General features: G+C 62.8%; 21 protein-coding genes. 15 read left to right on the plus strand and 6 right to left on the minus strand.

Features of this window, described 5'->3' with window-relative positions; translation table 11 throughout:
• The first annotated feature begins 15 nt into the window (after positions 1-15).
• From Q0P59_RS02435 to Q0P59_RS02495, 13 genes are all read left to right on the plus strand, one after another.
• Positions 16-621, plus strand: a complete 606-nt coding sequence (locus Q0P59_RS02435) for an NADH-quinone oxidoreductase subunit C (protein WP_295003138.1) — start codon at positions 16-18, stop codon at positions 619-621.
• Entirely contained in the window at positions 614-1,867 is a 1,254-nt protein-coding gene (locus tag Q0P59_RS02440) for an NADH-quinone oxidoreductase subunit D (protein WP_295003139.1), read from the plus strand. The genes Q0P59_RS02435 and Q0P59_RS02440 overlap by 8 nt, the downstream gene beginning before the upstream one ends.
• Positions 1,867-2,340, plus strand: coding sequence for an NADH-quinone oxidoreductase subunit NuoE (nuoE, locus tag Q0P59_RS02445; RefSeq protein ID WP_150427514.1), 474 nt, complete (start codon positions 1,867-1,869; stop codon positions 2,338-2,340). The genes Q0P59_RS02440 and nuoE overlap by 1 nt, the downstream gene beginning before the upstream one ends.
• The gene (gene nuoF, locus Q0P59_RS02450) at positions 2,340-3,668 is read left to right on the plus strand and encodes an NADH-quinone oxidoreductase subunit NuoF (protein ID WP_295003144.1); all 1,329 of its coding nucleotides are present in this window, start codon (positions 2,340-2,342) and stop codon (positions 3,666-3,668) included. The genes nuoE and nuoF overlap by 1 nt, the downstream gene beginning before the upstream one ends.
• Positions 3,669-3,713: 45 nt before the next feature.
• Positions 3,714-6,050 (plus strand): NADH-quinone oxidoreductase subunit NuoG, encoded by a 2,337-nt coding sequence (nuoG, locus tag Q0P59_RS02455; RefSeq protein WP_295003147.1) that lies wholly within the window; start codon positions 3,714-3,716, stop codon positions 6,048-6,050.
• Positions 6,051-7,100 (plus strand): NADH-quinone oxidoreductase subunit NuoH, encoded by a 1,050-nt coding sequence (gene nuoH / locus Q0P59_RS02460; protein WP_295003150.1) that lies wholly within the window; start codon positions 6,051-6,053, stop codon positions 7,098-7,100.
• Between the two features lie 10 nt (positions 7,101-7,110).
• Positions 7,111-7,599, plus strand: a complete 489-nt coding sequence (gene nuoI, locus Q0P59_RS02465; protein WP_295003153.1) for an NADH-quinone oxidoreductase subunit NuoI — start codon at positions 7,111-7,113, stop codon at positions 7,597-7,599.
• Between the two features lie 12 nt (positions 7,600-7,611).
• Positions 7,612-8,208 carry an NADH-quinone oxidoreductase subunit J gene (locus Q0P59_RS02470; RefSeq protein WP_295003156.1) on the plus strand — a complete coding sequence of 199 codons (597 nt, stop codon included), beginning with the start codon at positions 7,612-7,614 and terminating at the stop codon, positions 8,206-8,208.
• Positions 8,209-8,222: 14 nt separating this feature from the next.
• Positions 8,223-8,534: an NADH-quinone oxidoreductase subunit NuoK gene (gene nuoK / locus Q0P59_RS02475; protein WP_150427520.1), complete on the plus strand. Its 312-nt coding sequence runs from the start codon at positions 8,223-8,225 to the stop codon at positions 8,532-8,534.
• 2 nt (positions 8,535-8,536) lie between these two features.
• Positions 8,537-10,591, plus strand: a complete 2,055-nt coding sequence (nuoL, locus tag Q0P59_RS02480; RefSeq protein WP_295003159.1) for an NADH-quinone oxidoreductase subunit L — start codon at positions 8,537-8,539, stop codon at positions 10,589-10,591.
• Positions 10,592-10,623: 32 nt separating this feature from the next.
• Positions 10,624-12,108 (plus strand): NADH-quinone oxidoreductase subunit M, encoded by a 1,485-nt coding sequence (locus Q0P59_RS02485; protein WP_295003162.1) that lies wholly within the window; start codon positions 10,624-10,626, stop codon positions 12,106-12,108.
• A 12-nt stretch (positions 12,109-12,120) separates the two neighbouring features.
• Positions 12,121-13,599 (plus strand): NADH-quinone oxidoreductase subunit NuoN, encoded by a 1,479-nt coding sequence (nuoN, locus tag Q0P59_RS02490; RefSeq protein ID WP_295003165.1) that lies wholly within the window; start codon positions 12,121-12,123, stop codon positions 13,597-13,599.
• Between the two features lie 65 nt (positions 13,600-13,664).
• On the plus strand, positions 13,665-14,207 hold the full coding sequence (locus tag Q0P59_RS02495) for an NUDIX hydrolase (protein WP_295003169.1): 543 nt from the start codon (positions 13,665-13,667) through the stop codon (positions 14,205-14,207).
• Positions 14,208-14,299: 92 nt separating this feature from the next.
• On the opposite strand, the gene Q0P59_RS02500 is transcribed toward Q0P59_RS02495, so the two are convergent.
• The 6 genes from Q0P59_RS02500 to fabI all read right to left on the minus strand — a co-directional run bounded on the left by Q0P59_RS02500 (position 14,300) and on the right by fabI (position 21,985).
• Entirely contained in the window at positions 14,300-17,200 is a 2,901-nt protein-coding gene (locus Q0P59_RS02500) for an adenosylcobalamin-dependent ribonucleoside-diphosphate reductase (protein WP_295003172.1), read from the minus strand.
• A gap of 200 nt (positions 17,201-17,400) precedes the next feature.
• Positions 17,401-18,582, minus strand: a complete 1,182-nt coding sequence (locus Q0P59_RS02505) for an acetate/propionate family kinase (protein WP_295003174.1) — start codon at positions 18,580-18,582, stop codon at positions 17,401-17,403.
• 1 nt (position 18,583) lies between these two features.
• A complete protein-coding gene (locus Q0P59_RS02510; RefSeq protein WP_295003177.1) occupies positions 18,584-20,002 on the minus strand; it encodes a bifunctional enoyl-CoA hydratase/phosphate acetyltransferase in 1,419 nt (472 codons plus the stop codon).
• A 36-nt stretch (positions 20,003-20,038) separates the two neighbouring features.
• On the minus strand, positions 20,039-20,521 hold the full coding sequence (locus Q0P59_RS02515; RefSeq protein ID WP_295003179.1) for a hypothetical protein: 483 nt from the start codon (positions 20,519-20,521) through the stop codon (positions 20,039-20,041).
• A 4-nt stretch (positions 20,522-20,525) separates the two neighbouring features.
• A complete protein-coding gene (locus tag Q0P59_RS02520) occupies positions 20,526-21,101 on the minus strand; it encodes a hypothetical protein (protein WP_295003182.1) in 576 nt (191 codons plus the stop codon).
• Between the two features lie 101 nt (positions 21,102-21,202).
• Complete coding sequence (gene fabI, locus Q0P59_RS02525) at positions 21,203-21,985, minus strand: enoyl-ACP reductase FabI (protein WP_295003185.1); 783 nt, start codon at positions 21,983-21,985, stop codon at positions 21,203-21,205.
• Positions 21,986-22,280: 295 nt separating this feature from the next.
• Between fabI and Q0P59_RS02530 the strand changes: the two genes are divergently transcribed.
• Together Q0P59_RS02530 and Q0P59_RS02535 are read left to right on the plus strand one after the other, a co-directional pair.
• Complete coding sequence (locus Q0P59_RS02530; RefSeq protein WP_295003202.1) at positions 22,281-24,164, plus strand: NAD(P)H-dependent oxidoreductase subunit E; 1,884 nt, start codon at positions 22,281-22,283, stop codon at positions 24,162-24,164.
• On the plus strand, positions 24,161-24,862 hold the full coding sequence (locus tag Q0P59_RS02535; RefSeq protein ID WP_295003187.1) for a 2Fe-2S iron-sulfur cluster-binding protein: 702 nt from the start codon (positions 24,161-24,163) through the stop codon (positions 24,860-24,862). The genes Q0P59_RS02530 and Q0P59_RS02535 overlap by 4 nt, the downstream gene beginning before the upstream one ends.
• Positions 24,863-24,943: the final 81 nt, after the last annotated feature.

The raw sequence follows: 24,943 nt of genomic DNA on the forward strand, positions 1-24,943 counted from the left end.
CAAGGCTGATCGAATATGTCTGCCAAGCTGGAAACGCTTAGTGAGAACCTGCAGAAGCATTTCGGCGACAAGATAAAGTCTCTGAAGCTGGCGCTCGGTGAAGTAACCATTGAAGTCGGTGCTGCTGACTACCTCGGCGTGATGACTGCGCTGCGCGACGAGTCGGACTTCCGCTTCGAAGAGTTGATCGACCTGTGTGGCGTCGATTATTCGACCTACGGTGACGGTGCCTGGACTGGCGCGCGTTTCGCGGTCGTCGTCCATCTCTTGTCGGTGTCCCAGAACATCCGTCTGCGCGTTCGCGTCTTTGCCGATGACGAAAGCTTCCCGTCGGTCGATTCGGTGACTGCTGTCTGGTCGACGGCCAACTGGTTCGAACGCGAGGCCTTCGATCTCTACGGCATCGCCTTCGTCGGCCACGACGACCTGCGTCGCATCCTGACCGACTACGGCTTCATCGGCCATCCTTTCCGCAAGGACTTCCCTATCTCCGGTCACGTCGAAATGCGTTACGACCCGGATCAGGCTCGCGTGATCTACCAGCCGGTGACCATCGAGCCACGCGAAAACACCCCGCGCATCGTGCGCGAAGATACCTACGGGGATCCGGCACATGGCTGATATCCGCAATTTCACCCTGAACTTTGGCCCGCAGCACCCGGCGGCGCACGGCGTGCTGCGTCTGGTGCTCGAACTGGACGGCGAAGTCGTCCAGCGCGCCGACCCGCATATCGGCTTGCTGCACCGTGCCACCGAGAAGCTTGCTGAAACCCGTACCTGGGTCCAGTCCGTGCCCTACATGGATCGTCTCGACTACGTGTCGATGATGTGCAACGAGCACGCCTACTGCCTGGCAACCGAGAAGCTGCTCGGCATCGAGGTGCCGGAGCGCGGCAAGTACATCCGCGTGATGTTCGACGAAGTCACCCGTATCCTCAACCACCTGTTGTGGATCGGCTGTCACGCGCTGGACGTCGGTGCGATGACCATGGCGCTGTACACCTTCCGCGAGCGCGAAGACCTGATGGACGTCTATGAGGCGGTTTCCGGTGCCCGGATGCACGCTGCCTACTATCGTCCGGGCGGCGTCTATCGCGACCTGCCGGATCGCATGCCGCAGTACCAGGAATCGACCTGGACCAATGCCAAGAAGGCGGCGGAGAAGAACGAGAACCGCAGCGGTTCGGTCCTCGACTTCCTCGAGGACTTTACCAATCGCTTCCCGACCTATCACGCCGAGTACCATACCCTGCTGACCGATAACCGTATCTGGAAGCAGCGCCTGGTCAATGTCGGCGTGGTCAGTCCCGAGCGTGCCCTGCAGATGGGCTTCACCGGCGCCATGCTGCGTGGTTCGGGCATTGCCTGGGACTTGCGCAAGAAGCAGCCGTACGCCGCTTACGACAAGGTCGATTTCGATGTGCCGGTAGGCGTGAATGGCGACAGCTACGACCGCTACCTGGTTCGCATGGAAGAAATGATCCAGTCGAACAACATCATCAAGCAGTGTATTGCCTGGCTGCGCAAGAATCCCGGCCCGGTGATCACCGACAACAACAAGGTGGCGCCGCCGCCGCGTGAAAACATGAAGACCAACATGGAGGAGCTGATTCACCACTTCAAGCTCTTCACCGAAGGGATTCATGTTCCGGCAGGCGAGGCCTACGCTGCCGTCGAGCATCCGAAGGGCGAGTTCGGTATCTACTTCGTCTCCGACGGTGCCAACAAGCCGTACCGCATGAAGATCCGTGCGCCGGGCTTTGTCCACCTGTCCGGCCTCGATGAAATGTCCCGTGGCCACATGATTGCCGACGTCGTTACGATCATCGGCTCCCAAGATATCGTTTTTGGCGAGATCGACCGCTGATGTTTTCCGCTGAAACCCTCCAGAAATTTGCGCGCGAAGTCGCCAAGTACCCGGCTGATCAAAAGCAGTCGGCCACCATGTCCTGCCTGGCCCATGCCCAGGAAGAGAAGGGCTGGTTGCCTTCCGAGGCAATCGAGGCCGTCGCCGATTATCTCGGCATTGCCCCGATGGCTGTCTACGAGGTCGCTTCCTTCTACAACATGTACGACCTCAAGCCGGTCGGCAAGTACAAGATCACGGTCTGTACCAACCTGCCGTGCGCGCTGTCCGGCGGCTACCATGCCGGCGAGTACGTGCAGAAGAAGTTGGGCATCGGCTACGGCGAAACCACGGCCGACGGCAAGTTCACGTTGAAGGAAGGCGAGTGCATGGGCGCTTGCGGCGATGCGCCGGTCTTCATCGTCAACAACCGCTCGATGTGCAGCCACATGCATCCGGAACAGATCGACAAGCTGCTTGAGGAGTGCAAATAATGGCAATGCTTGGTTCGATCAACGGCGTTCTGATGGAAGGCCTGGACGGCGACAACACCTGGCATCTCAAGGATTACGTCGCCCGTGGCGGCTATGCGCAGCTGAAGCGCATCCTGGAAAGCAAGATGACCCAGGAAGACGTCATCAGCGAAGTCAAGAAGTCCGTGCTGCGCGGTCGTGGCGGCGCCGGCTTCCCGACCGGCCTGAAGTGGTCCTTCATGCCGCGTTCCTTCCCGGGTGACAAGTACGTCGTCTGCAATACCGACGAAGGCGAGCCGGGGACCTTCAAGGACCGCGACATCATGCGTTACAACCCGCATTCCGTCATCGAAGGCATGGCCATTGCCGCCTACGCGATGGGCGCGAACCGCGGCTACAACTACGTGCACGGCGAAGTCTGGCAAGAGTACAAGCGTTTCGAGGAGGCGCTCGACGAAGCGCGCGCCGCCGGCTTCATTGGCCAGAACATTCTCGGCTCCGGCTTCAATTTCGAACTGTTCGCCCACCACGGCTACGGCGCCTACATCTGTGGCGAGGAAACCGCGCTGCTCGAGTCGATCGAGGGCAAGAAGGGCCAGCCGCGCTTCAAGCCGCCATTCCCGGCCTCTTTCGGCCTCTACGGCAAGCCGACGACGATCAACAATACCGAGACCTTCGCTTCCATTCCCTTCATCCTGAAGATGGGCGGCGAGGAGTTCCTCAACCTGGGCAAGCCGAACAACGGCGGCACCAAGCTGTTCTCGGTGTCCGGCCACGTCAATCGTCCGGGCAACTATGAAATTCCGCTCGGCACGCCGTTCTCCACCCTGCTCGAAATGTGCGGCGGGATGCGCGGCGGACGCAAGCTGAAGGCCGTCATCCCCGGCGGTTCGTCGGCGCCGGTCATGCCGGGCGAAGTCATCATGGATTGCACCATGGACTACGACTCGATCAGCAAGGGCGGCTCGATGCTCGGTTCCGGCGCGGTCATCGTCATGGACGAAACGGTTTGCATGGTCAAGGCGCTGGAGCGTCTCTCCTTCTTCTATCACGAAGAGTCCTGCGGCCAATGCACGCCTTGCCGCGAAGGCACCGCCTGGATGTACAAGGTCGTGCATCGCATCGAGAACGGTCTCGGCAAGCCCGAGGATCTCGACCTGCTGAACAGCGTGCTCGGCAATATCGCCGGTCGCACCATCTGCGCGCTCGGCGATGCGGCAGCCTTCCCGGTGCAGAGCTTCATCAAGCACTTCGGCAAGGAATTCGAGTACCACATCGAAAACAAGACCTGTCTGGTTCCCAAGGATGTGCAATGGGCCGGCAGTGGCTTCCACAAGATTCCGGCCTGACAGGCCGCGGGTTAGTAACGAAAAAACTGGCTACAAGGTAGCGACATGCTAGAAATCGAGATCGACGGCAAAAAGGCGCAAGTGCCCGACGGCAGCACGGTGATGGATGCCGCGCAGCAGGTTGGCGTTTACATTCCGCATTTCTGCTACCACAAGAAACTTTCGATCGCCGCCAACTGCCGGATGTGTCTGGTGCAGGTGGAAAAGGCGCCGAAGCCGTTGCCGGCTTGCGCGACCCCGGTGACCAACGGGATGAAGGTGTTCACCCACTCCGAACTGGCCGTCAAGGCCCAGAAGGGCGTGATGGAATTCCTGCTCATCAACCACCCGCTGGATTGCCCGATCTGCGACCAGGGCGGCGAGTGCCAGCTGCAGGACATGTCCGTCGGCTACGGCCCGATGAAGAGCCGCTACACCGAGGAAAAGCACGTCGTCTTCCACAAGAGCGTCGGTCCGCTGATCTCGATGGAAGAAATGAGCCGCTGCATCCACTGCACCCGTTGCGTCCGCTTCGGCCAGGAAATCGGCGGCATCATGGAACTGGGCATGGCCAATCGCAACATGCACTCGGAAATCATGACCTTCGTCGGTCGTTCGGTGGATTCCGAACTGTCCGGCAACATGATCGACCTGTGCCCGGTCGGTGCGCTGACTTCCAAGCCTTTCCGCTACACCGCCCGTTCCTGGGAACTGCAGCGCCGCAAGTCGATCAGCGCGCAGGATTCCGTTGGCGCCAACCTGGTGGTCCAGGTCAAGCACGACGACGTGATGCGCGTTCTGCCGCGCGAGAACGAAGCGGTCAATGAATGCTGGATCTCCGACAAGGAGCGTTTCTCCTACCAATCCCTGAGCTCCGACGAGCGGCTGACCAAGCCGATGGTCAAGCAGGGCGGCGAGTGGAAGGAAGTCGACTGGAACGTCGCCCTCGACTATGTCGCCCACGGCCTGAAGGATGTCGCCCGCGAACATGGCGGCGACGCCGTGGCCGCGCTGGCCGCCCAGAGCTCGACGGTGGAAGAGCTGTTCCTGCTCGGCAAGGTCATGAAGGGCCTGGGTAGCGGCAATACCGATTTCCGTCCGCGCCAGAGCGACTTTTCGTCCGATTTCAAGCGCGCCGGCGCGCCCTGGCTGGGCATGCGCCTCGCCGAGATCAAGGATCTCGACGGTGCATTGGTCGTCGGTTCCTTCCTGCGCAAGGATCATCCGCTGATCGCCCAGCGCCTGCGCCAGGCCGCCAAGAAATTCACCAAGGTCAGCCTGCTCGACGTGGCCGGTGACGATCCGCTGATCAATGTGCACGCTCGCCTGACCGTCGCCCCGGCCGCGCTGGCGAACGCGCTGGCCGCCGTGGTCAAGGCTGCCGCCGAGATCAAGGGCGTTGCTGTCCCGGCCGCGCTGGCCGCCGTCGCGGTTTGCGATACCAGCAAGAAGATTGCGCAAAGCCTGGTCGATGGCGAAAAACGCGCCGTCTTCCTGGGCAATGTGGCGACCCAATCCGCCGATGCCACCCAGCTGCACGCGCTGGCCCTGGAACTGGGCAAGCTGACCGGCGCCACCGTCGGCTTCCTCGGCGAGGGTGCCAATACCGTCGGTGCCCACCTGTCCTGGGCGCTGCCTTCCGGTGCCAATGCCCGCCAGATGTTCGAGCAGCCGCGCAAGGCCTATGTCCTGATGGGCATCGAGCCGGAATTCGATTGCGCCAATCCGCAACTGGCGCTGGCCGCGCTCAAGCAGGCCAGCCTGGTGGTTTACATGTCGGCCTTCAAGCACGCGCCGGCACTGGAATACGCCGACGTGATGCTGCCGATCGCGCCCTTCACCGAAACCTCGGGAACCTTCGTCAATACCGAAGGCCGTGCCCAGAGCTTCAACGGCGTGGCCAAGGCCCGCGGCGATGCCCGTCCGGCCTGGAAGATCCTGCGCGTGCTGGGCAATGTGCTCAACCTGGACGGCTTCGGCTACGCTTCGAGCGAACAGGTTCGCGACGAGGTGTTCGGGGGTACGGCGGTTGAATTCGTCGCCGGTCTCAGCAACGAACTGAACGGTATCGCCATCGCTCAGCCCGCCGCCGCGGCGAACGGTCTGCAGCGTATTGCCGATGTGCCGATCAACTTCGCCGATCCGATGGCGCGTCGCGCTCCGGCGCTGCAGCAAACGGCCGACTCGGTCGCGCCGACCGCCCGCATGAATGAACAAACCCTGGCCCAGATCGGTGTTGCCGACAAGGGGCAGGTCCGGGTCAAGCAGGGTGCCGGCGAGGCTGTTCTCGCAGCCAGGCTGGATAACGGCGTGCCGGCCGGTTGTGTTCGTGTTGCTGCGGCACATGCGAGCACCGTCATGCTCGGCGACATGTTTGGCTCGATTTCCGTGGAGCGTGCATAAATGGACGCACTGATGAATTTCGGACAAGGCCTTTTCGGCGGCGCATGGCCTGCGGTATGGGCCCTGCTCAAGATTGTCCTGATCGTTGCGCCGATGATGCTTGGCGTTGCCTACCTGACCTACTTCGAACGCAAGGTCATCGGCTACATGCAGGTTCGTATCGGTCCCAACCGGGTCGGTCCGTGGGGCCTGATCCAGCCGATCGCCGACGGCCTGAAGCTGCTGATGAAGGAAATCATCGTTCCGGCAACGGCCAACAAGGGCATCTTCGTCATCGCCCCGATGCTGGCCATCGCGCCGGCACTGGCCGCGTGGGCCGTGGTTCCCTTTACCGACAGCCTGGTCCTGGCCAATATCGACGCCAGCCTGCTGTACATCATGGCCATCACCTCGATGGGTGTGTACGGGATCATCCTGTCCGGCTGGGCTTCCAACTCCAAGTACGCTTTCCTCGGCGCCATGCGTTCCGCGGCGCAGATGGTTTCCTACGAAATCTCGATGGGTTTCTCGCTGATCTGCGTGCTGATGGTTTCCAACAGCCTGAACCTGGTTGAAATCGTCAATGTCCAGAACCAGGGCCGCTTCGCCGGCTGGGGGCTGAGCTTCCTGTCCTGGAACTGGCTGCCGCTGTTCCCGATGTTCCTGGTGTACTTGATTTCCGGCGTGGCCGAAACCAACCGCGCCCCGTTCGACGTCGCCGAAGGCGAGTCGGAAATCGTCGCCGGTTTCCACGTCGAATACTCCGGCATGGCCTTCGCCGTCTTCTTCCTGGCCGAATACGCCAACATGATCCTGGTCGCTGCGCTGACTTCCATCATGTTCCTGGGCGGCTGGCTGTCGCCGGTCGGTTTCCTGCCGGACGGCATTCTCTGGCTGTTCGCCAAGATGTCGGCGATCCTCTTCCTCTTCCTGTGGTTCCGCGCGACTTTCCCGCGTTACCGCTATGACCAGTTGATGCGTCTGGGCTGGAAGGTGTTTGTGCCGATCTGTCTGATCTGGCTGGTTGTTGTCGGCGTCTGGATGATGTCGCCGCTGAATATCTGGAAGTGAGGAGAGACTAATGGGTTCGATGAAGGAAATCTTCAACAGCCTCTTCCTCAAGGAATTGTTGAAGGGGATGTCGGTGACGGGCAAGTATTTCTTCGCCCGCAAGATCACCGTTCAGTATCCGGAGGAAAAGACGCCGCAGAGCTTCCGTTTTCGTGGCCTGCACGCCTTGCGTCGCTACGAGAACGGCGAAGAGCGCTGCATCGCCTGCAAGCTGTGCGAGGCGATCTGCCCGGCTTTGGCGATCACCATCGAGGCCGAGCCGCGCGACGACGGTTCGCGTCGTACGACGCGCTACGATATCGATCTGACCAAGTGCATCTTCTGCGGTTTCTGCGAAGAAGCCTGTCCGGTCGATGCGATTGTCGAGACCCGCATTTTCGAATACCACGGTGAAAAGCGCGGCGATCTGTATTACACCAAGCAGATGTTGCTGGCCAACGGCGACCGCTACGAAGATCAAATCGCGAAGGATCGCGAGCTTGATGCTGCTTACCGATAACAGGTGCTAGCGATGGATTTTCAAACTGGGGTTTTCTACTTCCTGTCGGCGATTCTGATCTTCGCGAGCCTTCGCGTGATCACCGCCCGCAATCCGGTGCATGCCGCGCTTCACCTGATCCTCGCCTTCTTCACCTGCGGCGGCATCTGGGCTTTGCTGCAGGCGGAGTTTCTGGCGATCGCCATCATTCTGGTGTACGTCGGCGCGGTCATGGTCCTCTTCCTGTTCGTCGTCATGATGCTGGACATCAATATCGACCGCATCCGCCAGGGTTTCTGGAACTATCTGCCGCTGGGCGCCTTGCTCGGCCTGCTGATGGTCATGGAGATGGGCCTGGTGCTGGGCAGCAAGTACTTCCAGGTACCGGCAGCCGAAGCCATGGTGCCGGCCGGCGTGTCCAACACCAAGGCGATCGGTGCGCTGATGTTCAGCGACTACGTCTATCCCTTCGAACTGGCTTCCTTGATCCTGCTCGTCGGCATGATCGCCGCGATCGTGCTGACCTATCGCGGTCCGAAGAAATCCAGGTACACCAACCCGAACCAGCAGGTCTTCGTCAAGGCGAAGGATCGCGTCCGCGTCCTGCAGATGCCGGTTGAAAAAGACTGAACCCAGGGAAGATCATGCTCAATCTGACACTCTCGCATTTCCTGATTCTGGGCGCGATCCTGTTCGCGATCAGCGTCGTCGGGATATTCCTGAACCGCAAGAATCTTCTCGTTCTGCTGATGGCCATCGAACTGATGCTGCTGGCGGTGAACATGAACTTCGTGGCCTTCTCGCACTATCTGCAGGATATCTCCGGCCAGATTTTCGTCTTCTTCATCCTGACCGTCGCTGCCGCTGAATCGGCGATCGGTCTGGCCATCCTGATCGTGCTGTTCCGCAACCTCAAGAGCATCCATGTGGATGACCTGGGCAGCCTGAAGGGTTAAACATGGAAATGCAAAAACTCTATCTGCTCGTTCCGCTGGCACCGTTGATCGGTGCCATGATCGCCGGCCTGTTCTGCCGCGTCATTCCGCGCTGGGTTGCCCATACCGCCACCATCGCCGGTGTCGCCATCGCCTTCATCGCCTCGGTGATGATCTTCAAGGACGTCCAGGCCGGGCACACCTTCAACGGTCCGGTCTACACCTGGCTGACCAGCGGCGACTACAAGTTCGAGGTCGGCTTCCTGATCGACTCCCTGACCACGACCATGATGATCGTGGTCACCTTCGTGTCGCTGATGGTCCACATCTACACCATCGGCTACATGCAGGAAGATCCGGGCTACAACCGCTTCTTCAGCTACATCTCGTTGTTTACCTTCTCCATGCTGATGCTGGTGATGAGCAACAACTTCATGCAGCTCTTCTTCGGCTGGGAAGCCGTGGGCCTGGTCTCCTACCTGCTGATCGGCTTCTGGTACACCCGCCCGACCGCCATCTTCGCCAACATGAAGGCCTTCCTGGTCAACCGTGTCGGCGACTTCGGTTTCATCCTCGGCATCGGCCTGATCCTGACCCATTTCGGTACCCTGGATTACGCCACCGTCTTCCAGAAGGCTCCGGAACTCGCCGCGACCACGATCAACCTGTTCGCCGGCCGCGAGTGGGCCACCGCGTCCCTGATGACAGTGACCTGCATCTGCCTGTTCATCGGTGCCATGGGCAAGTCCGCCCAGGTTCCGCTGCACGTCTGGCTGCCCGACTCCATGGAAGGCCCGACCCCGATTTCCGCGCTGATTCACGCCGCGACCATGGTTACCGCCGGTATCTTCATGGTGTCCCGGATGTCGCCGCTGTTCGAACTGTCGACCACGGCCTTGTCCTTCGTCATCGTGATCGGCGCCATCACCGCGCTGTTCATGGGCTTCCTGGGCATCATCCAGAACGACATCAAGCGCGTCGTCGCCTACTCGACGCTGTCGCAGCTCGGCTACATGACGGTCGCGCTCGGCGCGTCGGCCTACTCGGTCGCCATCTTCCACCTGATGACCCACGCCTTCTTCAAGGCGCTGCTCTTCCTTGCCGCGGGTTCCGTCATCATCGGCATGCACCACGACCAGGACATCCGCAACATGGGCGGCCTGCGCAAGTACATGCCGATCACCTGGATCACCTCCCTGGTCGGCTCGCTGGCCCTGATCGGCACGCCCTTCCTGTCCGGCTTCTACTCCAAGGACTCGATCATCGAGGCGGCCGCCGTTGCCTATCACGCCGGTCAGCCGGGGGCAGGCTTCGCCTACTACGCCGTTCTCGCCGGTGTCTTCGTCACCGCCTTCTACTCCTTCCGCATGTACTTCCTGGTCTTCCATGGCGAGGAACGTTTCGGCAAGGCTGACGATGCCCATCATCATGAGCACGAAGGCGACCACGACGACGAGGAAGCCACGCACGACCACCACCATGGTCTGGCCCCGGGCCAGAAGCCGCACGAGACCCCGTGGGTCGTCTGGCTGCCGCTGGTGTTGCTGGCCATTCCGTCGCTGGCGATCGGTTACCTGGCGATCGAGCCGATGCTCTACGGCGATTACTTCAAGGGCGTGATCTTCATCGATCACCACGCTCACCCGGCCATGGAACACCTGGCCGAGGAGTTCCACGGCGCCGCGGCGATGGGTGTCCATTCGCTGACCACGCTGCCGTTCATCCTGGCCCTGTCCGGTGTCGTCGTCTCCTGGTTCTTCTACATGAAGCGTCCGGACATTCCCGCCGCCATCCAGCGTCGTTTCTCGGCGATCAACACCCTGTTCGAGAACAAGTACTACTTCGACAAGTTCAACGAAGTCGTATTCGCCGGCGGTGCCCGTCTGCTCGGCAAGGCCTTGTGGAAGGGCGGCGATGTCGCCGTGATCGACGGCCTGATCGTCAATGGCTCGGCCAAGATGGTCGGCTGGATTGCCACCGTGACCCGCCTGTTCCAGACCGGTTACGTTTATCACTACGCTTTCACCATGATCATCGGCGTCTTCGTGCTGATGACCCTGTGGATCAACCGCGCCTAGCGTGAATAGTTCGCAGAAGAGCAAGGAATAACATGTCGACTTACCCGCTGCTATCTCTCGCAATCTGGATTCCGATCGTTTCCGGCCTGGTCGTGCTGACCACCGGCGGCGACCGGAACGCTCCGCTGGCGCGGATGCTTGCCCTGATCGGTGCGGTCGTTGCCTTCCTGGTGACGATCCCGCTGTGGACGAACTTCGACATCGCCAACGGTGGCATGCAGTTCGTCGAACTGAAGACGTGGATTCCGCGCTTCAACATCAACTACCACCTCGGGGTCGACGGCATCTCGATGCTCTTCGTCGTCCTCAACGCCTTCATCACCATCGTCGTGGTGGCGGCCGGCTGGGAAGTGATCGAGCAGAAGGTCGCCCAGTACAACGCCGCCTTCCTGATCATGTCGGGCCTGATGAACGGCATCTTCACCTCGCTGGACGGCGTGCTGTTCTACGTCTTCTTCGAAGCCTCGCTGATCCCGCTGTACCTGATCATCGGCGTCTGGGGCGGCCCGAACCGGGTTTACGCCGCCTTCAAGTTCTTCCTCTACACGCTGTTCGGTTCGCTGCTGTTCCTGCTGGCCCTGATGTACCTGTTCATCCAGTCCGGCGGCAGCTTCTCGATCCTCGAATGGCACAAACTGCCGATCGGCCTCGGTCCGCAGATCTGGCTGTTCCTGGCGTTCCTGATCGCCTTCGCCGTCAAGGTGCCGATGTGGCCGGTGCACACCTGGTTGCCGGACGCTCACGTCGAGGCGCCTACCGGCGGCTCCATCGTCCTGGCGGCCATTGCGCTGAAGCTCGGTGCCTACGGCTTCCTGCGTTTCTCGCTGCCGATCGCCCCGGATGCCTCGCACGAGTTGTCCGGCCTGGTCGTCGCGCTGTCGCTGATCGCCGTGGTCTATATCGGCTTCGTCGCCCTGGTTCAGGAAGACATGAAGAAGCTGGTCGCCTATTCCTCGATCGCCCACATGGGTTTCGTGACGCTGGGCTTCTTCATGTTCAGCGCCATGGGTATCGAAGGCGCGCTGGTCCAGATGGTTTCCCACGGCTTCGTGTCGGGCGCCATGTTCTTCTGTATCGGCGTCATGTACGACCGCGTGCATAGCCGCCAGATCGCCGATTACGGCGGTGTGGTCAACAAGATGCCGAAGTTCGCCGCGCTGTTCATGCTGTTTACCATGGCCAACGCCGGCTTGCCGGCCACCTCGGGCTTCGTCGGCGAATTCATGGTCATCCTCGGCGCTGTCAAGTTCAATTTCTGGGTGGCCTTCGCTGCCGCCTCGTCGATGGTCATCGGCGCCGCCTACTCGCTGTGGATGTACAAGCGCGTGATTTTCGGCGACGTCGCCAACCATCACGTCGAGGAACTGAGCGACATCAACAAGCGGGAGTTCGCCATCCTGGCAGTGCTGGCCATCGCCACGCTGTGGATGGGTATCTACCCGCAGCCCTTCACCGAAGTCATGCACGCCTCGGTCAACGACCTGCTGCATCACGTTGCCATCAGCAAGATTCAATAAACGGTAGCCGACATGTTCGACAATTTCGTTGTCCCCAATCTTCTGCCCGCTGCACCGGAAATCTTTCTGGTGACGATGGCCCTGGCCATCCTGATGATCGATCTGCTGGTCAAGGACAGCCGGCGCACCGTCACCTTCGTGCTGACCCAGCTGACCCTGATCGGTTGCGCCGCGATCCAGTTCGCGACGAGCACCGGCGAGATCACCTACACCTTCAGCAACATGTTCGTCGACGACCTGATGTCCGACCTGCTGAAGCTGTTCCTCTACATGACCGTGGTCATCGTGATGTTCTACTCGCGCGGCTACATCATCGACCGCGAGTCGATGAACAAGGGCGAGTACTACGTGCTGGCCTTGTTCGCCACGCTCGGCATGATGGTCATGATCTCGGCCAACCACTTCCTGACCATCTACATCGGTCTGGAACTGCTGTCGCTGTCGCTGTACGCGATGGTGGCGATGAACCGTGATTCCGTGGTGTCGACCGAAGCCGCGATGAAGTACTTCGTCCTGGGCGCGCTGGCTTCCGGCCTGCTGCTGTACGGCATGTCGATGATCTACGGTGCTACCGGCACGCTGGAAATCACCGGTATCGCCGAGCGCCTGTACGGCGGCGGCGTCAACAAGACCGTGATGGTCTTCGGCCTGGTCTTCCTGGTTGCCGGCCTGGCCTTCAAGCTCGGCGTCGTGCCCTTCCACATGTGGATTCCGGACGTCTATCACGGCGCGCCGACCTCGGTCACGCTGTTCATCGGTTCCGCGCCCAAGCTGGCCGCTTTCGCCATCGTCATGCGCCTGCTGGTCAATGGCCTGATCACCATGGCCCAGGATTGGCAGGCCATGCTGGTCATCCTGTCGGTGCTGTCGATGGCCATCGGCAACCTGGCCGCCATCGCCCAGACCAACCTCAAGCGCATGCTGGCCTACTCGGCAATTTCCCACATGGGTTTCATGCTGCTCGGCATCGTCACCGGCGTGGTCGGCGGCGACGCCCGCTATGCGCTGAACGCCTACAGCTCGTCGATGTTCTACGTCATCGCCTACGTGCTGATGTCGGCCGGTACCTTCGGCATGATCCTGCTGATGTCCCGCGCCGGTTTCGAGGCCGACGAACTGGAAGACCTCAAGGGCCTGAACAAGCGCAGCCCGTGGTTCGCCGGCATCATGCTGATGCTGATGTTCTCGATGGCCGGCGTGCCGTTCTTCATCGGCTTCTTCGCCAAGTTCTCGGTGCTGCAGGCCGTCGTCGCCGCCGGTTACCTGTGGCTGGCCATCGTCGCCGTGCTGTTCTCGCTGATCGGTGCCTTCTACTACCTGCGTGTCGTCAAGCTGATGTATTTCGACGCACCGGTCGACGAAACCCCGCTCACCGCCGGCATGGACATGCGTATCCTGATTTCCGCCAACGGCCTGGCCGTGGCTTTCCTGGGCATCTTCCCGCAAGTGATCATGTCGCTGTGCGCCTACGCACTGTTGCGCTCGCTCTGATCGGGAACCGCTGCTGAATCAAAAACGCCCCGCCTGTCGGGGCGTTTTGCTTTGTGGAGTTGAACATGTCGCACGACGCACACCTGATCGAATCCGAAATAGCCAGCGAATCCGTCTTCGATGGCGCCTTGCTGAAAGTGAGGAAGGACCGTGTCCGCCTGCCCAACGGCAAGGAGTCGGTACGGGAATACATCGTCCATCCCGGGGCCGTCGTCATCCTGGCCTTCCTGCCCAATGGCAATCTGCTGTTCGAGCGCCAGTTCCGCTATCCGCTGCGTCGGGTATTCCTGGAGTTGCCGGCCGGAAAGATCGACCATGGCGAGGCCATCATCGAGACGGCGAAGCGCGAGTTGCTCGAGGAAACCGGCTATGCCGCCAGCGAGTGGGAGTACCTGGGGGTGATGCACCCTTGCATCGGCTATTCCGACGAGCGCATCGAGATCTTCGCCGCTCGTGGTCTGCGGCTGGAAGGTGAAAAGCAGCTCGACCACAACGAGTTCCTGGATGTCGTCGAGCTGTCGCCGGCCGAAGCCCGGCAGGCAGTCTGGGACGGCCGCATCACCGATGCGAAAACCATCACCTCGCTGTTCTGGCTGGAAAAAGCCTGATCAGGAAACCCGTCGGTCGCCAGCGCGACTTTTCAGGCAGAAACAAAAACGCCCCGGGAAAACCGGGGCGTTTTGCTTGACGCTTCAGGCGATCAGCCGCAGGTGCCGACCGCGCCGCAGGCGGTGCAGAAGTCGCAGCCGTCCTTGCGGATCATCGTGTGGTTGCCGCACTCGCCGCACAGCTTGCCCTGGGTCGGCAGCACCTTGTTGCTGGTGGTGTCTTCCGGCGCTTCCAGGATGCCCATCTGCTGCAGCGGGAAGCCGGATTCGTCGAGGATGCCGAGCATGGCGTAGCGGTGGATGATCAGGTTGGCGATGTAGGCCACCGTGGACGGGTAGGTCTGCTGCTTGCGCGAACCCGGCACGAAGGCCATGAAGTCGCCGAGCGGCTCGGAGTAGTCGATCAGCTTGCGCAGCTTCATGCCGATCCAGGCCGGGTCGAGGACGCGCATGTCGAGCGACAGCAGCTTGGAGAGGCCGTCCAGGGCGCGCGGGTAGTTGCCCGACAGCCACATCGAGTACGGACGCGAGGTGCCGTCCGGCAGCGTGATTTCCTTGAGGCCGAGGACGAAATCCTCGCCGGTCGACGGGTTGCTGACATCGACGGTCCAGGACAGCGTGCCGTCGGTGCCGGTCTTCGGCTCCTTGGCGCTGAACAGGGCATCCTTCACCGGGGTCGGGCCTTCGTGCTTGAAGGCGCCGAGCTGCTCGCAGCGCCAGGCGATGACCTGGGCCATGGCGGAGACGACCGACGGCATGCGCTTGCGCTCGCCGTGCGGCGGCATCTGCATGTCGAAGGAGTCGCCCGGCGTCTTGGCCAGGGCGTCCAGCTTCATTTCCAGCCAGCCGTGGTCGTTGGCGCGCATGTCCATCGACAGCGTCTTGGCGACGGCACCCAGGCCGCGCGGTTCGGCCGGGCCATTGGCCCACACTTCGAACGGCCAGGCGCGGCCTTCCGGTTCGACGTGGCCGACGAACAGCGCGAACTTGCCGATCGGCGAATCGACCATGTAGGTCCAGCACAGGTTGCCTTCCGGCAGGTTCGGGCGGCCCGGCCAGCGCAGGCTGGCGAGCACCGGGGCCGGCAGGTTCTTGATCGACAGGCGGCGGTTGGCGTCGGAAACGAAGTCCTGCGGCGCCTTGGCGTCGGCGGCGGCTTCGCTCTTGGCCGGCTCGGCACTGGTCACCGACAGGACGGAACCGAGCACGCTGTTCGGACGGTAGGTGGCCAGACCCTTCAGGCCGGCCTTCCAGGCCTGCATGTAGAGGTCCTGGAAGTCTTCGTACGGGTAGTCGGCCGGGACGTTGACCGTCTTCGAGATCGAGGTGTCGATGAACGGGGCGACGGCGGCGACCATGTCGCTGTGGGCCTTGGCCGAGATTTCCAGGGCGGTGACGAAGTAGTCGGGCAGGTTGCCGACGTCGCCGCCACGGTGCTTGTACAGGCGCCAGGCGTAGTCCTCGACCGAGTATTCCTTGATCGTGCCGTCCTGCATGCGCTTCTTGCGGTTGTAGGTCCACGAGAACGGCGGTTCGATGCCGTTCGAGGCGTTGTCGGCGAAGGCCAGCGAGATGGTGCCGGTCGGCGCGATGGACAGCAGGTGCGAGTTGCGCAGGCCGTGCTTGCGGATCTCGGCCTTGACCTCGTTCGGCAGGCGGGAGGCGAAGTTGCCGCCGGACAGGTAGAGCTCGGCGTTGAACAGCGGGAAGGCGCCGCGTTCCTTGGCCAGTTCGACCGAGGTCAGGTAGGCGGTGTCGCGCATGAATTCGCTGATGCGCGACGCCATGGCGCGGGCTTCGGTCTTGTCGTAGCGCAGGCGCAGCATGGCCAGGGTGTCGCCGAGGCCGGTGAAGCCGAGGCCGACGCGGCGCTTGTTGGCGGCTTCCTGCTGTTGGCGCTCGAGCGGCCAGTGGGTGGCGTCGAGCACGTTGTCGAGCATGCGGGTGGAGATGCGGACGACTTCGGCGAAAGCGTCGAAATCGAACTCGGCCTGCTCGGAGAACGGGTTCTTGACGTACAGGGTCAGGTTGATCGAGCCCAGGCAGCAGCAGCCGTACGGCGGCAGCGGCTGTTCGGCGCACGGGTTGGTCGCCTCGATCACTTCGCAGTAATTGAGGTTGTTGTCCTTGTTCATGCGGTCGAGGAACAGGATGCCCGGCTCGGCGTGGTCGTAGGTGGACTTCATGACCTGGTCCCACAGGTCGCGGGCGCGCACCTTGCGATAGACCCACATGCCGTCCTCGCGCTGGTAGGCGCCGGCGGCGCGCATGTCGCCGTTCGGTTCGGCGCGATGCACCAGCTCGACGTCGGTGTCGGCATCGACGGCTTCCATGAAGCCGTCGGTGACGCCGATGGAGATGTTGAAGTTGGTCAGGTCGCCATGGTCCTTGGCGTGGATGAAGTCCTCGATATCCGGGTGGTCGCAGCGCAGCACGCCCATCTGGGCGCCGCGGCGGGCGCCGGCGGATTCGACGGTTTCGCAGGAGCGGTCGAAGACGCGCATGTACGACACCGGGCCGGAAGCGCGCGACTGGGTGCCCTTGACGCGGGCGCCCTGCGGACGGATGGACGAGAAGTCGTAGCCGACGCCGCCGCCGCGACGCATGGTTTCGGCGGCCTGGGCGAGCGCGGTGTAGATGCCGGGACGGCCGTCGGTGTTCTCGACGATGGAGTCGCCGACCGGCTGCACGAAGCAGTTGATCAGCGTGGCCTGGAGGTCGGTGCCGGCGGCGGAGTTGATGCGGCCGGCCGGGATGAAGCCGTTTTCCTGGGCCCACAGGAACTTGGATTCCCAATGCGCCTGGTCAGCTTCCTGCTCGATCTGGGCCAGCGCCCAGGCAACGCGCTTGCGCACGTCGTGGACGTTGGTTTCCTTGCCCTTGGCGTATTTTTCGATCAGCACCTCGCCGGAAATTTCCTGTTCCGGCAGGGGGGCGAATTCGGGGGGCGCGGGAATATCGGTCAGTGAAAGCTGCTCTGCGACTTTGCTCATTGATGGCTCCTCTCGACAGTTTCGGTTCTAGTGTTCGAATGGAGCGAATCTACTATATCTAGTGGGTTGATTCAATATCTTGACTATATACAGTGGTTCTGCCTTGACTGGATGGTGACGCCGTCATGCTTGAAAAAGCCCGAAAAAACAAAGCCCCGGGCCACTTTCGTGAGACCGGGGCGGGCTGAAAAAATTTCTCGTCAGAGGGCGAGCAGGGTCTGCGCGTGGTGCGCCATCATCCATTCCTCGTTGGTCGGGATGACCAGCACATCGACGCTGCTGTTGCCGGCCGAGATGCGCAGTTCGTGGCGGGCGTTGGCTTCCGGATTGACCCGGATGCCCAGCCATTCGGACTGCAGGCAGACGCGGCGGCGCACTTCGGCGGCGTGCTCGCCGATGCCGCCGGTGAACACCAGCGCATCGAGGCCGCCGGCCGCAGCGGCCAGCGAGCCGAGCTCGCGGGCGATGCGGTAGCAGAACAGGTTGACCGCCTCCTCGGCTTCCGGCTTGTCGCTGGCGAGCAGGGTGCGCATGTCCTGGCTGAGGCCGGAGACGCCGAGCAGGCCGGATTCCTTGTAGAGCATCTTGGTCATGTCCTTGACCGACAGGTTCTTGGTCTCCATCAGGTGCAGGATGACGCCTGGGTCGAGGTTGCCGCAGCGGGTGCCCATGACCAGGCCGTCGATGGTCGAGAAGCCGAGCGTGGTGGCGACGCACTTGCGGTCGACCATGGCCGCCATGCTGGCGCCGTTGCCGAGGTGGGCGACGACGACGCGGCCGCTGGCGCGGCCCGAGTGCTGCGGCAGGGCGCGGGCGATGAACTCGTAGGACAGGCCGTGGAAGCCGTAGCGCTTGATGCCCTCGGCGGTGATGTTGCGCGGCAGGCCGAAGGTCTGGGCGACTTCCGGCTGGCTGCGGTGGAAAGCGGTGTCGAAGCAGGCGATCTGCGGCACGCTGGGCAGCAGGGCCTGCAGCGCGATGATGCCGGCGACGTTGTGCGGCTCGTGCAGCGGGGCGAGCGGGATGAAGCTCTGCAGGTGGCCGAGCACGGTGTCGTCGATGACCGTCGGCTGCGAATAGCGCTCGCCGCCATGCACGACGCGGTGGCCGACGGCGACGATCCGCCAGTTGGCATGGCTGGCGGTGAACCACTTGAGCAGCGCGTCAAAAGACTGGGCGTGGTTGACCTTGCTGCCTTCCAGCAGCTGGTCGGCGATGCGTTCGCCGGCCTTGTTCTTGGCGACCATTTTGGTCGTTTCGGCGCCGATGCCGTCGATCTGGCCGGAGACTTCGGCCTCCGGGGAGATCGGGTGGTCGAGCGGGAAGAGGGCGAACTTGATGGAGGACGATCCAGCATTGATCGTCAGGATTCCTTGCTTCATGTCAGGTGGTTCCGTTCTTGCGGTTGGCGTGGGCGATCAGTGCGGCGATGACGCACGATGCGGTTCGGGTTTCGGCGCTGTCGGCGCGGCTGGTCAACACGATGGGCACCTTGGTGCCGAGCACGATGCCGGCGGTCAGGGCGTTGGCCAGGTACTCCAGCTGCTTGGCCACCATGTTGCCGGATTCGAGGTCGGGGACGACGAGGATTTCGGCATGGCCGGCGACGGCGGACTTGATGCCCTTGGTCTTGGCGGCGACGATGGAAATGGCGTTGTCGAAGGCGAGCGGGCCGTCGAGGATGCCGCCCCTGATCTGGCCGCGGTCGGCCATCTTGCACAGGGCGGCGGCATCGAGCGTGGACTGGATTTTCGGGTTGATGGTCTCGACCGCCGACAGGATGGCGACCTTGGGTTCCGGAATGCCGATGACGTGGGCGAGGTCGATGGCATTGCGGATGATGTCGGCCTTCTCCTCCAGCGTCGGGGCGATGTTGATCGCCGCGTCGGTGATGAGCAGCGGCCGGTGGTAGGTCGGCACATCCATCACGAAGACGTGGCTGATCCGGCGCGAGGTGCGCAGGCCGTTGGCGCGGGCGACGACTTCGCCCATCAGCTCGTCGGTGTGCAGGCTGCCCTTCATCAGCGCCTCGGCGTCGCCGGTGCGCACCAGGGAGACGGCGTTGGCCGCCGAGTCGTGGCTGTGCGCGGCATGGACGAGACGGATGCCGTGCAGGTCGATGCCGAACTCCTCGGCGACGGCGCGGATCTTGTTCTCCGGGCCGACCAGGATGGGCTCGATGATGCCGGCCTGGAAGGCCATGACCGGGCCTTTCAGCGATTCCTCGTCGCACGGGTGGGCGACGGCGGTGGGGATCGGTTCCAGGCCCTTCACGCGGTCCAGCAGGTGGGTGTAGCGCTCGCGCTTGTCGTCGATGCGAATCTGCGGCATGTGCACTTCTTCGAGACGCGACACCTTTTCCAGCGGGGCGAGGATCTCGGCCGTGCCGCGCACCACCTGCAGGTTTTCCTGGTTGGTGCATACGCAGTCGAAGATGACATGCTTGTTGTGCTCGAACTTCTGCTTGGCGGTGACGGTGATGGTGATGCTGTCGCCGATGGTCACCGGCCGGGCGAAATGCAGGCTCTGGTCGACCAGGATGGTGCCCGGGCCGGGGAATTGCGTGCCGAGCACGGTGGAGATCAGCGAGCCGCTCCACATGCCGTGGGCGATCACTTCGCGGAACATGCCGCTTTCGGAATATTTCGGGTCGACGATGGAGGGATTCACGTCGCCGGTCAGGATGGCGAAAAGCTTGACGTCCTCCGGCATCAGGGTGCGCGTCAGCGATGCGGAGTCGCCGATGCGGATTTCATCGAAAGTCTTGTTGGCCAGGTAACGGGGTTCGGTTTGTTGGTTCATGCAGGTGTGCTCCAGTGCTTCAAGCGATCTTCAGGTTCAGTCGCGCTGCGCGCGACGGCGCTCGCGGTCGAGCAAAGGCCGGGGAATGTCGACCGAAAGCCCCTGGTGGTGCGCTTCCAGCAGGTCGATCACCCACTGGTTGGCTTCGTAGGTGAATTCCCGGGCTTCCAGCGGCGCGCCGGTCAGCGCTTCGGCGAATAGCGCGACGGCCGCCGAGCGGCTGACCCCGTATTCGCAGTGCACCATCAGCGAAATCTCGAACGGCGCGGCGTGCAACTCCTCGATGAAGGTGCAGATATGCGCCGCCATGTGGTGATCGAACAGGCCGGGCAGGGCCGGCATGTATTCGTCGGCCGGAATGGCGTCGAAAAAGGACAGGCGGAGCACGTGGCGGAACAGCGGGTCGAGCTTCGCCTCCGGCGTCGTCGGATCGGTGATCGAGATCACCGCCATGTAGGGCGAGCCGCGCAGCTGTTCGGCCAGCTTGCGCGAGGTGTATTGGATACGGCTGACGGTCATTGCTTCACTCCATGAAGACAGGATCGGAGAAGACGAGGGTACCGTCCTTGCGCATCATCAGGTTGTCGGCCTTGATCAGGTCGGGCAGGGCGCCGTATTCGTTGGAAAACACTTCCAGCGCCTTCAGCGAGTCGTGCACCGCCTCGCTCCAGCCCATGGGGGTGACATTGAGGTGGTGCAGCGCGATGCGCCCCATGTCCTGGGCCAGGTTGCGCCACATCATGCAGGCGTCGAAATAGGAGGTGGACAGCTTGGTCGCCACCTCGGCGGCCTCGCCGTGGCCGGGCAAGGGGTAGAGGCGCTCGACCTCGACGATGTGGAAGGGAAAGCCGCGGCTGGAGCGCCCGAACGTGCCGTGGTCGGCATAGACCAGCGGAAAATGGCGGCCGGTCGGCCGGTCCGGGGCGGTGTAATAGGCGTAGTCGGTGGGCGAGGAAAGCACCTTGAAGACGCGTTCCAGGCCGTCGACGGTATCCGCCTCGAGAACGATGGTGCTCTCGCCGCGGCCGATTTCCCGGCGGCCGCGCAACAGCGGGTGATCCGGTACGGGGTCGGGGAGCAGTCCTTCGATATCAGCCATGATGGTCTCCGCGCTGGTTTCGCGTGACGGGTGTCGGTCACGCCGTCGGGGAAAACCGGACCCCGGGCGATGCCGCTCGGGGTCCGCGAGGCATGCTGCGATCAGGCGACGATGTGGGCGCCGGCGTCGACGTAGATGGTCTGGCCGGTCATGCCGGAGGAGCCCGGGGTGCACAGGAAGGCGGTCAGGGCGCCGACTTCGTCGATGGTCACGGTGCGGCCGAGCGGCGCCTTCTCGGCGTCGTTTTCGAGCAGCGTGTTGAAGTTGGCGATGCCGGAGGCGGCACGGGTCATGATCGGGCCGGGCGACACGGCGAAGACGCGGATGCCCTTGGGGCCGAGGTCGTAGGCCATGTAGCGGACGGCGGATTCGAGCGCGGCCTTGATGATGCCCATGACGCCGTAGTTGCGCACGACGCGCTCGGCGCCCAGGTAGGACATGGTGATCAGCGAGCCGCCGTGGGCCATCAGCGGCTCAAGCGCCTTGGCCATGCGCAGGAAGCTGTGGCAGGAGACGTTCATCGCCGCATCGAAGCCTTCCTCGGTGGCGTCGATGACGCGGCCGTGCAGGTCGTCGGCGTTGCAGAAGGCCATCGAGTGAATGGCGAAATCGAGCTCGCCGAAGGTTTCGCCGCACTGCGCGATGACGCCTTCGAGGCAGCCCGGTTCGGCCACGTCGAGCTTGACGAACAGCTTGGCGCCGAGGGCTTCGGCCAGCGGCTGGGTGTAGCGGGCGGTCTTGTCGTTCTGGTAGGTGACGGCGATTTCGCCACCCAGTTCGACGATGGCCTTGGCGACCGCGTAGGCGATCGACTTATCGTTGGCGATGCCGGTGATCAGGCCCTTCTTGCCGGCCAGGGGAAGCGCTGGATTCGTGGTGTTCATGCTGTTTCATCCTTCCAATACGGTTTGGGGACTCGTGCTCTGCTGCGCAATTAACGAAAAGTTCCGCCAATTACGAAACGGATCACTAGTGCGCCGCATCAATCTTCTCTGAAGTCGTCGATTTGGCGAGCTAAATTTGATGCTGTAGTGCAGCAATATTCTTGCACAGGCGGATTACGATTTGTTGAATCGCGAGGCTTTGCCATTTGATCTAGAACAACAAACCGTCATCTAGGGGTGCTAGTCTGTTCCTGTCATGAGCTCTTCCGGGGAGGTTGTCGTGGCACACAACGCAATGCATGCCGAAGCGGTTGCCGGCGTGGTCGATCGGGTGGTTGCCCGCCATCGGCGCGACCCTTCCAACATGGTGCAGATACTGCGGGAGATACAGGAAAGCTGCGACTGGATCTCGCCGGAAGCCATCGACCGGCTGCAAGCGACGCTCGGCGTTCCGCGCACCAAGATAGAAGGGGTCGCCGGCTTCTATTCCTTCTTCTACACCGAGCCGCGCGGCAGGTACCGGGTGCTGTTTTCCGACAACATCACCGACCGCATGCTCGGCAACCGGGCGCTGATGGAGCGCCTGTGCAACAACCTGTGGGTCGAGCGCGGCAAGGTCTCCGAGGATGGCCTGGTCAGTGTCGGCAAGACGGCCTGCACCGGCATGTGCGACCAGGGGCCGGCGCTGCTGGTGAACAACATCGCCATCGCCGGGCTGAATGCCGAGCGCATCGACGAAATCGCCGAACTCATCCGCAACAAGCTTCCCCTGTCCGAATGGCCGGCGGCCTTTTTCAAGGTGGAGGACAATATCCGGCGGGCCGACATCCTGCTCAACGCCGACTTCAGGCCCGGCGCGGCGCTGCTCGCCGGCCGGGCGCGGGCGCCGGACGAGGGGCTGATGGCCTCCAACATGCGTTCCTGGCGCGAGGGACTGCCCAGCGGGATGGGCGGGCCGATCGCCGTGCTCGACGAGATCAAGCGCGCCGGCCTGCGCGGTCGCGGCGGCGCCGGATTCATCACCGGCATGAAGTGGGAGGCCTGCCGCAACGCCCAGCTCAAGGCCGGTTACCAGCGCATCGTCGTCTGCAACGCCGACGAAGGCGAGCCGGGCACCTTCAAGGATCGCGTGCTGCTGTCGAAACATGCCGACCTGGTGTTCGAGGGCATGACCGTGGCGGCCTACGCGGTGGGGGCGAGCCGGGGTTTCGTCTATCTGCGCGGCGAATACCGCTACCTGCTCGATCATCTGAATGCCGTGCTCGCCCGGCGCCGCCGCGACAAGCTGCTGGGCGAGAACATCCTGGGCATTCCGGGGGCGGATTTCACCATCGAGATCCATGTCGGGGCCGGCGCCTATGTCTGCGGCGAGGAGTCGGCGCTGATCGAGTCGCTCGAAGGCAAGCGCGGCACGCCGCGCAACCGGCCGCCTTTCCCGGTGACCAACGGCTACCTGGACCAGCCGACCATCGTCAATAACGTCGAGACCTTCGCCGCGACGGCGATGATCGCGCTCAAGGGCGGCGACTGGTATGCCGGCATCGGCACCCGGCATTCGACGGGGACCAAGCTATTGTCGGTTTCCGGCGATTGCACGCGGCCGGGCATCTACGAATACCCGTTCGGCGTCAGCGTGCGCCAGGTGCTGGAAGATTGCGGGGCGCAAGACACGCAGGCCGTGCAGGTCAGCGGCCCCTCCGGCATCTGCGTGGCGGAAAGCGAGTTCGACCGCATCATCGGTTTCGAGGACATCCCGACCGCCGGCGCCTTCACCGTCTTCGACAAGAGCCGCGACATGTTCCAGGTGGCGCGCAACTACGTGCATTTCTTCCAGCACGAGAGCTGCGGCTTCTGCACGCCGTGCCGGGTCGGCACCTCGCTGCTCAAGAACCTGATGGACAAGCTGCACTATGGCGCCGGTTCGCCCTACGACTTTAGCGAAATCGAGAAGCTCAACCAGCTGCTGCAGTCGATGAGCCATTGCGGCCTCGGCCATACGGCCTGCAACCCGGTGCTCGACACCATTGCCAAGTTCCGCCCGGCCTACGAGCGGCGCATGAACCAGAAGGACTTCACGCCGGCCTTCGATCTCGACCGCGCGCTGGCGGCGGCCCGGCAAATGACCGGGCGCGACGACCCCAACGCCCATCTGTCGACTGAACACGGAGGTGCAGCATGAGCCTGACCTTTACGCTCGACGGCAAGACCATTCCCTTCGCGGACGGCCAGACCATCATCCAGGCCGCGCAGGCCGCCGGGGTCTTCATCCCGCACCTGTGCTACCACCCGGAGTTCAAGCCGCACGGCTCGTGCAAGCTGTGCACGGTCAAGGTCAACGGCCGCCACACGGCGTCGTGCACCCTGCGCGCCATGCCCGGCATGGTGGTCGAGAGCGATACCGAGGAAATCAACGCCGAACGCCGGGCGCTGACCCAGATGCTGTTCGTCGAGGGCAACCACTTCTGCCCGTCGTGCGAGAAGAGCGGCAATTGCCAGCTGCAGGCCACGGCCTACCACCTGGGCATGATGAGTCCGCATTACGACCACTTCTTCCCGAACCGGCCGGTCGATGCCTCGCACCCGGAGGTGCTGCTCGACTTCAACCGCTGCATCCTGTGCTCGCTGTGCGTGCGGGCCAGCCGCGATGTGGATGGCAAGAACGTCTTCGCGCTCTCCGGGCGGGGCATCGGGACGCACCTGATCGTCAATGCCCGGTCCGGCCAGCTGGGCGACACCGACTTCACGCTGGACGACAAGGCGGCGCAGGTCTGCCCGGTCGGCGTGATTCTGAAGAAGCGGCGGGGTTTCGCCGTGCCGATCGGCGAACGCAAGTACGACAGGATGCCGATTGCCGACGCCGCGACGGAGGGCAAGTGAGATGAGCGAAAAGAAGAAGCTCAAGGTCGCCTACTGCGCTCGCTAGCTTATGAGTCCGACTTGTTTGACGAGGCAGGATCG

Source organism: uncultured Dechloromonas sp. (assembly GCF_945957265.1).
GTDB lineage: Bacteria > Pseudomonadota > Gammaproteobacteria > Burkholderiales > Rhodocyclaceae > Azonexus.